The sequence below is a fragment of the Butyrivibrio sp. genome (assembly GCF_017635265.1).
In the GTDB taxonomy this organism is placed as follows: Bacteria; Bacillota; Clostridia; order Lachnospirales; family Lachnospiraceae; genus Butyrivibrio.
Map to the genome: position 1 here is coordinate 19,797 of NZ_JAGBLU010000080.1, position 11,014 is coordinate 30,810.

An 11,014-nucleotide genomic window follows, 5' to 3' on the forward strand; every position below is an offset into this window, starting at 1 on the left:
TGTTGAGGCGGTGATGATTCCAAGCAGGAATACCTGATAAAACAGGCAATACATCATTGCGGTTTGAAATATATACAAATAATTTTATTTGTATTTGTATATTAATAATATATACATAGGATGTTTGATTATTTAAAATAGTAATTGCTTATAAAACTATTTTTTTGGAGGGTAAAAAATGAAAGGAAAAGTATTGGCTAGTGTTTTGACATTATCTATTGCAGCTTCACTGGTTTGTGGTTGCGGTTCTCAGGCTACAGAGACAGTTGCAGAGGATAAGACGAGTGATTCTACAGGTGCAGTTACTGAAGCTAAGACGGAAGAGAAAACTTCAGAAACAAAGTCTGAGGAAAAAACTTCAGAAACCACAGAGTCAGTGCCTATCACTGTATGGGGATGGGATCAGTCATTTAACGGCGTTTCTTTTGAAGAAGCAGACGCACTTGATGACAGTGTAACAGTTGATTTTCAGGAAATGGGAAAAGCAGATTGCCTGCAAAAAATACATACAGTTTTAGCGTCTGGAGTAACTGATGATCTTCCGGATATTGTAATTATTAGTGACGCAGCGGCACAAGGATATCTTATGTCATATCCGGGATCTTTTCTCCCAATGGATGATTATCTGAACTATAACGATTTTGCAAGTTATAAAAAGGACTATGTGTCTTACGATGGGGTTGGCTATGGAGTTCCTTTCGATACCGGTGTGGCAGGTCTTTTTTATAGAACTGATTATATTGAAGAAGCGGGTTATACTGAAGATGATATGCAGAATCTGACATGGGATGAGTATGCGGAGCTTGGCAAAAAGCTTGCAGCTAATGGGCATATGCTCCAAACCTTTAATCCAAACGACGTTTCAAATTTCCAAATATTGCTCCAGTCATGTGGCCAGTGGTATACGGATGATAATGGTCAGGCTAAATTTGTTGACAACGAAGCACTTCATGAATGCTATAGATTATTCAAAGAGTTTAACGAAAGTGATTTTGTGAAAGTGGTCAGTGATTGGTCTGAGTTCCAGGGAGCAATAAATGGAGGAGATGTTGCATGTGTTATCAGAGGTTCATGGATAGCATCAACAATCAAAGCCGGAGCCGACCAGAGTGGATTATGGAAGCTGGCTCCAATTCCTGTACTTGAAGGTATAAATGGAGCAACTAATAAGTCTAATCAGGGTGGATCAAGTTTTTACGTTCTTGCAAATGCAAAGAATGCAGATGCAGCAGCAAAATTTCTTGCGAACACATTTGGCGGCAATACAGATCTTTACAATACACTTGCGAAAAATGCCAATATTATGGGCACATATTTACCTGCTTCTTCAGTAGAGGCATATAGCACAGGCGATGATTATTTCAGCGGGCAGGAAGTAAACAAGATCCTTGCTGGTTGGATTGCTGAGATCCCAGCGGTTAATCCGGGTGCGTATACTGCAGAAGCTCAGGCTGCACTTCTTGCGGTTACTCCCGAGATATTAAATGGTGGAGATATAGATTCACTTCTTTCCACAGCAGAAGAGCAGTTTAATCAGTCAATACAGTAAAAGAGAAATAAGATGCCGGGATGCAATGTCTCGGCATCTTATTAAAAGGATAGAGTGAAAATGGAAAATAAGAAAACTGTTCTTGCACGATGGTCGATGATATCAATTGCAGCAGTATGCGTAATGGTTTTTAGCTATGTTCCGACTGCCTCAGCTTTTTTGCTTTCGTTCCAGACTGGAAAAGGTGCTAATCTTCAGTTTAATGGATTTGCAAACTATATAAGACTAATAAATGATGGTACTTTTTGGGTAACACTGGGGAATACTCTTATATATGCGGCGGTAGAAATACCTATCATGCTCTTTATTGCGCTTGTTGTTGCAGTTCTTTTAAATGATCCAAATATAAAAGAAAGAGGAGTGTATCGTACCTGCATTTTTTTGCCATGTGTTACATCGATGGTCTCGTATTCGATTCTGTTCAAAAATATTTTCGCATTAGACGGAATAATAAATAATCTACTACTTAGATTAAATATTGTTGCAACACCAATTCCTTTTGTGCTTGATGCATTTTGGGCCAAGGTGGTAATAATAGTATCTTTGATATGGCGATATACAGGATATTATATGATCTTCTATTTGGCTGGTCTTCAGAACATAGATCCGTCTATATATGAAGCTGCTAAGCTTGATGGCTGTAACTTTAACCAAACTTTTTTTAAGATTACAGTACCGCTTCTTAAGCCGATTATTTTTTTGACTACGATCATGGCTTTAAATTCCACATTACAGCTTTTTGATGAAGTTGTTAACCTTACAGGTGGAGGCCCTGGAAATTCAACAAGGACTATATCGGAATACATATATGATCTTTCATTTAACTATGTTCCGTCATATGGGTATTCAGCCACAGTGTCATTGGCAGTATTTGCTCTGGTTGTTGCTTTGACAATTTTGCAGAAGGAGGTTACGAGAGAAAAAGGTGAATAAAGCAGTTAGCTATTCAATAAAGAGACTTTTTTTAATAATTATTTCTTTTCTTTCTGTATTTCCTTTTTTGTGGATGGTCATAAGCGCTACTAATGATTCGGCTGATATTATGATGGGGAAGCTGACATTTGGAAGAGCTTTGCTAAAAAATATTAGAAATGCTATAGAAAGCGCAAATTTGGGGAGGTCTTTTATTAATTCGACGCTCTTGTCAGTTGTGATCACAATTCTTTCGCTTTTCATATGTTCTTTGGCTGGTTATGCCTTCGTTATTTATAAGAATAAGGCCACAGAAGTTTTGTGCATGATAATAGTTGCATCGATGATGGTTCCATTTGCGGCTAAGATTATTCCTCTTTATAGAATGTTTGCGAATATGGGATTACTTAATAACTATTTGTGTATTATTCTCCCAGCAATTGGAGCGCCTTTTTTAGTATTTTTCTTTAGACAGAATTCTGAAAGTTTTCCAAAAGAAACTATAGAGGCTGCCAGAGTTGATGGATGTAATGAGTGGATAATCTTTACTTCAATTTATTTTCCCATGATGCGTTCTACATATGCCGCTGCTGCAATTTTTTCTTTTATGGCAGCTTGGAATAATTACATGTGGCCATTGATAGCATTGCAAAGCGAAAGTAAATATACTCTTCCGTTGGCAGTGTCTAATTTGGCCAATGGATTTACCCCTGATTATGGAATGGTAATGGTGGGAATTATTATATCTACAGCCCCTACAATTTTGATTTTCTTTATACTTCAGAAGAACTTTGTTGAGGGAATATTGGGATCAGTAAAGTAAGAGGAAGGTTAATTATGGATAGGAAGCTAAGCAGGCCATTTATCCTGTTTGGAGGAGACTATAATCCTGATCAATGGGATGATGAGACTATAGATCAAGACATTGAGGTCTTTAAAAAAACAAAAATAAATACGGTCACACTTCCGGTTTTTTCTTGGGCAAAATTGGAACCATCGGAAGGAATATATAATTTTGAATGGCTTGATCACATTTTGGATAAACTTGATGAAGCTGGACTTTCTTATTTTTTGGCCACACCAACAAGTGCGCAGCCTGCATGGCTTTCCAGAAAATATCCGGAAGTGCTACCTGTTGATATTGCAGGAAGAAAAAGAACTCATGGAATGAGGGTATTCTTTTGTGTCAATAGTGATAAGTTCAGAGAGCGAGCAGCAATAATCGCAGGCAAGATGGCAGAGCGTTACAAGGATAGACCGGGACTGATCGGGTGGCATGTTGCAAATGAATATGGTACATATTGCTATTGCGAAAATTGTCAGAAAAAGTTTAGAAGCTGGCTTAAAGAACGCTACAAAACATTGGATGAATTAAACTTAAGGTGGCATACATGTTTTTGGGGAAAGACACTATATGATTTTGAAGAAGTGGTAGTTCCAACGGAATTAAACGATGATTACAGGTTTAATCCGGCAGTTCAGCTAGACTATATGAGGTTTATAACTGATTCAACTATAGAGTGTTATGAAAACGAGGCTAAAATACTAAAGGCTGCAACGCCGACACTTCCTGTATTTACAAATATTTCAGGGTATATAAAAAAGCTTGATCAATCAAAGATGGTTTCGCATATGGACACAGCCGGATGGGATAATTATCCATGGCCTACTGATGAAAGGAGTTTTCCGGCTATGAAGCATGATATCATGCGAGCTCTTAAAGGCGGAGAATCCTACTATGTCATGGAGCAGTCGCCTAATCAGCAGAACTGGCAGCCATATAATAAGTTGAAAAAACCTGGAGAGGTAAGGAGGCTTGCTTATCAGGGCTTGGCGCATGGCTCTGATAGTAGCCTGTATTTTCAGATGAGGCAATCTGTTGCTGGGCAGGAAAAGTTCCATGGAGCTGTTATATCACATTCAGGTAGGACAGATACCAGAATAATACGAGAGTTTACAGAGCTTGGTGGTGAATTGGAAAAGCTTGGGGATCAGTTTATTTGTGGGAAAGCTGATAGCAGGATAGGAATTGTGTTTGATTGGAATAATTGGTGGGCGCTGGAGTTATGCAGTGGACCTTCAAAGGACATGGATTATCTTAGAGAAGTTCATAGATATTACAAGCACTTCTATTACAATAATTATTCAGTTGATTTTCTTATTCAGGATGTGGATTACAGCAAGTACAAAGTAATAGTTGCTCCAATGCTTTACATGATGAAGGAGGGGATAGCTGAAAAACTGCGAGAGTTTACGCGAAACGGTGGCATTCTCATAGGAACATATATGACAGGGTATGCAGATGAAAATGACAGATGCATCTACGGTGCATATCCGGGACCATTAAAGGATGTATTTGGGATATGGGTCGAAGAGACAGATGCTTTATATCAGGATGAATATAATCAGATTCATGAAATAGATGATGATAGCTGTTCATATAAATGTAGCTTTTTGTGCGATCTGATTCATACCGAATCTGCGAATACCTTAGCAGTTTACGAAAGAGATTTTTATGCGGGGTTACCGGCGGTTACTGTTAACAGTTTTGGAAATGGGAAAGCATATTATATTGCAACAGCTCCGGACTATGAATATCTTGATAAGCTAATAAATAGAATACTGGTTGATGAAAAAGTCGAACCAGTTATGAAATCCAGTGGAGAAATTGAGATTGTTAAGAGAATAAAAGACGGTGATGAGTATATTTTTGCTATAAATCATGGGAATGAACGTGGCATAATATATATCGGAGATAACCATTATAAAAATCTATTAACAGAAGATCAGGTCACTGGAACAATAGACATATCTGCCGGTGATGTAATGGTTATGAAAAAAGGAATTGATAAGTGAGGATGTTGCATGAGCGCTGAGCATGGATTTGAAGAGAAAAAGAAATCTGTGGTTGATAAAGTGATGGATGGAATAATCGCAGACATTATTGAAGGGAAAATCAACCCGGGAGATAAATTGCCTACAGAGATTGAACTTTGCGATAGATATGATGCAGGGAGAAATTCTGTGCGAGAGGCTATCAAGAAGCTGGAAGCAAATGGAATAGTATATATAAAACGAGCAGATGGAACCTTTGTAAGTGAAAACTATAATCAGAAAATGCTTGATCCAATGCTTTATAGCATTATTCTTCACAAAAACAGTTGGCAGGATTTTGTTGAATTGCGATCTGTAATAGATATAGGAACGCTGGAAGTTATCATCAATAATGCGCATGAAGGTGATAACTATCGGGAATTTAAGAGAATTCTGGCTAATATGGAAAAAGAGATATATGAGGACGAACCATCCATAGACAAGATCATGGAGTGCGATGCGGAATTTCATGCGGCAGTAGCGGCAATAGCGCATAATCCTCAGCTTGTAACAATAACAGATTACATAACAAAACTTACTGCACCTTCCAGGAAACAGGCTATTAAAAATTTTATAGAAAAGAATGAAGAAGACAACTTTATAAAACTTCATAGGCAAATGTTAGACGTCATTGAACACAAGAGAAGTGAGTTGATTGTAAAAACAGTTCTTGATCATTATGTTTATTGGAAAAAATAAGGAGAAAACACATGAAAGTCGGAGTAGTTTATACAAGCACAACACCTGAACTTATAGAAGATGTAAATAGAGAAATAAAGAAAGAACTTGGAAATGACGTTGAGATTTATGCGCAGCAGGATCCAACGATCCTTGCTGATGTCAGAGAGGCAGGATATGTTACTCAGGCTCCTGCAGCAAGACTTATTAAGATGTTTATGAACGCAGCAGAAGAGGGATGCGATGCAGTGCTTAATGCATGCTCATCTGTGGGTGAGGTGGCTGACAGCGTTCAGGTTACAGCTGCATATATTGGAATGCCCATTGTTAGAATTGATGAGGAAATGTGCAGGGATGCAGTAAGAAAAGGACTAAAGGTAGGAGTTATGGCTACACTTCCAACAACTCTTGTGCCAACCTGCAATACAGTTAACAGAATGGCAAGAGAGTGTAACAAGCATGTGGAGATCAGTCAGTGTCTTGTGGAAAATGCTTTTGGTCTTGATCAGGAGCAGTTTAGAGAGCGCATGAGTGCATCTGCAGAAACAATTGCTAAAGATGTAGATGTTATAGTTCTTGCCCAGGGAAGTATGGCATATTGTGCAAAGTACCTGAGTGATAAGTTCGGAGTTCCTGTTCTGGCCAGCCCTGCATACGGAGCGGCAGCACTTAAGGCAGCACTCGTGAAAAAAGGAGTCATCAATGGATAAGGTTATATTATCGGCGGCGCCTGTCTGTGCCACACCTCATAGAATTGATCCGGAAGAACTCGCAAATGAAATATATGAATGCTATAAATGTGGGGCTGCAATGGTGCATCTTCACGTAAGGGATGAGAATGCAAATCTCACTCCCGATATTTCACATCTGTCTAAGACCATAGAAATAGTTAAAAAGAGATGTGACATCATTATCGAGATTTCCACAGGAGGAGTTTCCAACCTGACAATTCAAGAGAGATGTGCACCTATCTATGCAGATTTTACGGAAGCGGTGAGCCTTAATGTGGGTTCTGTAAATCTTGGAAAAAGTGTATATCAAAATCCTATTGATGATGTTAAATACTGTGTTAAGGAGCTTCTTGCTCACAAAAAATTCCCTGAAACAGAGCTCTTTGAACTTGGAATGGTAAATACAATGGCGAAGCTTGTTGAGGAGTTTGATTTTTGTTCACCTATACTTCTTGCCCTGGTATTTGGCCATGAAGGAGAGCTTCCGGCAACAGAGAACGCTTTGCGTCACATGGTCCAGTATGTAAAAGAGTGTTTCAGAGGAAGAGAAGACATCATTTGGGGATACACACAGGCTGGCAGAAAGAACTGGGATATGATGAGATATGCTCTTAACTATGGAGCGGGGACCCTGCGAGTAGGATTCGAGGACTCAGATTACCTTGATGAGAAAACGCGAGTTGAAACTAATAGCCTCATTGTGAAAAGAGCAGCAGATCTCATCCGCGAATGTGGAAAAAAGGTAGCAACACCAAGGGAAGCAAGACAGATCTTAAATCTCTTTTGAAAAAAATATATTCATAAAATACAAATAGGGGAAGGTTTTACCGGGGATGGAAAAAGTATCTTATGAAGAACTGCTGAAAAATGCAAAAGCTATCAGCGCTGAATACAGGAAAGAATTGGATATTGCCAAAAAAGAGCTCAAAGAAGCGGCAAATTCTTTAAACATGGTTTGGGTCGTTCTTGATGATGACCCAACGGGAGTTCAGACAGTTCATGATATTGCGGTTTACACAGATTGGGAAAAGACCACTCTTCTTAAAGCTTTGAAGAGTGAAAAAAGTATGTTCTACATACTGACCAACTCAAGAGGCATCACTAAGGATGCGTCTTTAAAGCTTCACAGAGAGCTTATGGATAATCTCATAGATGCATCGCTTGAGAGCGGCATAGCCTTTGGAGTAATTAGCAGAAGTGATTCAACACTTCGAGGACATTTTCCTCTTGAAACAGATGTTATAGAAGAGCGTATCAGAGACAGACTGGGGCAAAAGAGCGACGGTCTTATTCTGGCGCCCTTTTTTTATGCCGGAGGAAGGATAACTTATAACGATGTTCATTACGTTAAATATGGAGATGAACTGATCCCTGCCGGTTCTACTGAATTTGCCAGAGATGAAACATTTGGATATATAAGTTCTGACCTTAGAGACTACATTGAAGAGAAGACCGGAGGAAAAAGAAAATCAGGTGAAGTTATCAGTATTTCGCTTGAGCTTTTAAGACAGGGAAATCTGGATGAGATTGAAAAAAAGCTGGATGAGGCGACTAATGGCGCTCCGATAATAGTTAATGCGCTTGAGCCGGTTGACCTTGAAGTGTTCTGCGCAGCTCTATATAGGAGTCTGAGAAAGGGAAAGAAATTTGTTTATCGCACGGCTGCAGATTTTGTAAAAGCTGTTGGGGCAATTTCTGACAAGCCTCTTTTAACAAAGAAATCGCTGAATATCACATCCGATAAAGGCGGGGTGATAATTATCGGATCACATACTGAAAAAACAACAAGGCAGCTTGAGAGGTTAAGGGGCTTGGATAACCTGGTGTTTATGGAATATGACTCAGATAAAGTTTTGGAAGGAAAGCTTAGTGAAGAAACAAAAAGGGTTTCCAAGTGGGTGACTTCTGAAATTGAAAAAGGAGTAACAGCTGTAGTTTATACCAAGAGGAAGGTACTGAGTTTACCGGGAGATACTAAGGAGACAGCTCTTTTGCGGTCTGCTGAAATATCGGATGCCTTTACAAATATAGTCGCAAGTCTTGGTTGCGAGCCGGCATATATTATAGGTAAAGGAGGAATAACCTCCAGTGATATTGGAACAAAAGCCCTTGAGGTGAAAAGAGCTCTTGTGATGGGGCAGATACAGCCCGGAGTTCCTGTGTGGAAAACAGATGAAGATAGTAGATTTCCCGGAATTCCTTATGTAATATTCCCTGGAAATGTAGGCGATGATGAGACTCTTTATAATGCGGTAATGGCGCTGACAGACTCAGAAAGGACTGACTGATATGCTGACTGATACAAGTAAAAGTAAAAATGCAAAGGTGGTACCCCTGGGAGCCAGGGAAGTTGAGCTTACAGATGGTTTTTGGAAATCTGTGAGAGACGTTGTATTTAGCGCGACTGTTCCTCAGCTTGAAAAGATGTTTGACTCAGCAGATATCAGCCATGTGGTTGAGAATTTTAGAATATGTGCCGGTGAATCAAAGGGGGATTTTGCGGGAACCGTATTTGGTGACGGCGATTTTTATAAGTGGCTTGAAGCTGCGATGTACTGTGCAGTCATGGAAAACAACTGTGACCTTTTTGACAGGATAGAAAAATATATTGATCTTGTTGGAAGGGCTCAAAGAGAGGATGGCTATATTTCAACAAAGCAGATAATCGGTGAGATGAATCACAGCGGCCTTGGAAGAATGGGCGACATCAACGATTTTGAAGTGTATAACTTTGGCCATTTGATGACGGCAGCAGCTCTTTATTACAGACTGACCGGAAGAACGAGCCTTCTGGATATTGCATCAAAAGCTGCTGACTATTTAGATAGCATGTACGAAGATGCAGAGGAAAAAGATCAGGTGCAGACAGCTGTTTGTCCATCTCATTACATGGGACTTATAGAACTTTATAGAGCTGTTGGGGACAAGAAATATCTTTTATTGGCTGAAAAAGCTATAAAGCTCAGGGATTCTGTAAAGAACGGGCTCGATGATAACCAGGACAGACTCCCGCTAAAGCAGCACAGAAAGATCATAGGACATGCGGTAAGGGCCAATTACCTGTACGCAGGACTTGCTGATCTTTATCTGGAAGAGGGTGGAGATGAGTACCTTGAGGTTCTAAACAGTGTCTGGGATGATCTGATGAGGCACAAGATATACATAACAGGAGGGTGCGGAGCGCTTTATAACGGAGCATCACCTTATGGAAACTTTTTTAAACAGCAGCTTGTGCATCAGGCTTATGGATATGATTATCAGCTTCCAAATGTGACGGCATATAACGAGACCTGTGCTAATGTCGGGCTTGTAATGTGGGCATACAGGATGTTTCTGATAAGTCCTAAGGCAGAGTATTTTGATGTTATTGAAAGAGTAATGCTCAACACAAACCTTGCTTCACTAAGTCTTGATGGAATTAAATTCTTTTATGAAAATATGCTTGAAAGGATTAAAAATCCCGGATTTGATCCGGTGTGGCCCCTTCATAGAACGGAATATATAACAAGTTATTGCTGTCCTCCGAACCTTGCCAGAAATCTTGCTCAGAGTTCTGAGTATCTATATGCAGTCCGCGATAATGCAATATACATAGGAATGTATGCGGCTTCAAACGCGCATATTAAACTGTATTCAGGTATGGAGACAGAGCTTAAGTGCGAGACTTCATATCCCTACGACGGAACAATTATATTCACTTTTGAAAATGTAAAAAATGAGGCCCGCGCAGATTTAATGCTTAGGATTCCTTCATGGGCAAAGAGCGGCAAGATAAAAGTAACTGATGCAGGAGTTGAAAAAATAACAGATATCACATCTGATCTGACAGGATCATACTATAGGGTATCTATTGAAAATCCAAGTGAGTCGGTTGTGGAAATTGTTTTTGATATGCCGGTGAGATATACCGCAGGGCATGATAGAATTGAAGAGTGTAGAGGCAGAGTATGCCTTGAAAGGGGGCCTTTAGTTTATTGCATGGAAGAGGGCGATGCAGGAAGTGCTGAGCTTAAAGATGTTTTTCTTCCGGTAAACGAAAGATTTTTTGTCGAAAAACACGTAGATATCCTGGGGCGGGATATACTGAAAATTGAAGGAAAGGTTAAGATTTTAAAAGGCGATGAGAATAAGAGTGGCAGTCTGTACAGAGAATTGCCTGAAGTAAGATTCGAAGATCAGACAGTTTGCTTTATTCCCTATTTTGCCTGGGACAACAGGGGAGAAGACAAAGACATGAGGACATATTTCCCGTTGTATTATGGAGGGTGAC

9 protein-coding genes are annotated in these 11,014 nt (G+C 39.6%); all 9 read left to right on the forward strand.

What is annotated here, in order from left to right:
• The first annotated feature begins 178 nt into the window (after positions 1 to 178).
• From J6O61_RS09250 to J6O61_RS09290, 9 genes are read left to right on the forward strand one after another with little or no spacing between them, the layout of a single operon-like run.
• The gene (locus J6O61_RS09250) at positions 179 to 1,549 is read left to right on the forward strand and encodes an ABC transporter substrate-binding protein (RefSeq protein WP_292212247.1); all 1,371 of its coding nucleotides are present in this window, start codon (positions 179 to 181) and stop codon (positions 1,547 to 1,549) included.
• Positions 1,550 to 1,609: 60 nt separating this feature from the next.
• Complete coding sequence (locus J6O61_RS09255; RefSeq protein WP_292212249.1) at positions 1,610 to 2,482, forward strand: carbohydrate ABC transporter permease; 873 nt, start codon at positions 1,610 to 1,612, stop codon at positions 2,480 to 2,482.
• Positions 2,475 to 3,284: a carbohydrate ABC transporter permease gene (locus J6O61_RS09260; RefSeq protein WP_292212251.1), complete on the forward strand. Its 810-nt coding sequence runs from the start codon at positions 2,475 to 2,477 to the stop codon at positions 3,282 to 3,284. The genes J6O61_RS09255 and J6O61_RS09260 overlap by 8 nt, the downstream gene beginning before the upstream one ends.
• 14 nt (positions 3,285 to 3,298) lie before the next feature.
• Complete coding sequence (locus J6O61_RS09265; RefSeq protein WP_292212253.1) at positions 3,299 to 5,317, forward strand: beta-galactosidase; 2,019 nt, start codon at positions 3,299 to 3,301, stop codon at positions 5,315 to 5,317.
• A gap of 9 nt (positions 5,318 to 5,326) precedes the next feature.
• Complete coding sequence (locus J6O61_RS09270) at positions 5,327 to 6,034, forward strand: FadR/GntR family transcriptional regulator (protein WP_292212255.1); 708 nt, start codon at positions 5,327 to 5,329, stop codon at positions 6,032 to 6,034.
• 11 nt (positions 6,035 to 6,045) lie between these two features.
• Positions 6,046 to 6,723: an aspartate/glutamate racemase family protein gene (locus tag J6O61_RS09275; protein ID WP_292212256.1), complete on the forward strand. Its 678-nt coding sequence runs from the start codon at positions 6,046 to 6,048 to the stop codon at positions 6,721 to 6,723.
• Positions 6,716 to 7,531, forward strand: a complete 816-nt coding sequence (locus tag J6O61_RS09280; protein WP_292212258.1) for a 3-keto-5-aminohexanoate cleavage protein — start codon at positions 6,716 to 6,718, stop codon at positions 7,529 to 7,531. The genes J6O61_RS09275 and J6O61_RS09280 overlap by 8 nt, the downstream gene beginning before the upstream one ends.
• Positions 7,532 to 7,577: 46 nt before the next feature.
• Positions 7,578 to 9,032, forward strand: a complete 1,455-nt coding sequence (locus tag J6O61_RS09285) for a four-carbon acid sugar kinase family protein (RefSeq protein ID WP_292212260.1) — start codon at positions 7,578 to 7,580, stop codon at positions 9,030 to 9,032.
• 1 nt (position 9,033) lies between these two features.
• The gene (locus J6O61_RS09290) at positions 9,034 to 11,013 is read left to right on the forward strand and encodes a glycoside hydrolase family 127 protein (RefSeq protein ID WP_292212262.1); all 1,980 of its coding nucleotides are present in this window, start codon (positions 9,034 to 9,036) and stop codon (positions 11,011 to 11,013) included.
• Position 11,014 lies beyond the last annotated feature (1 nt).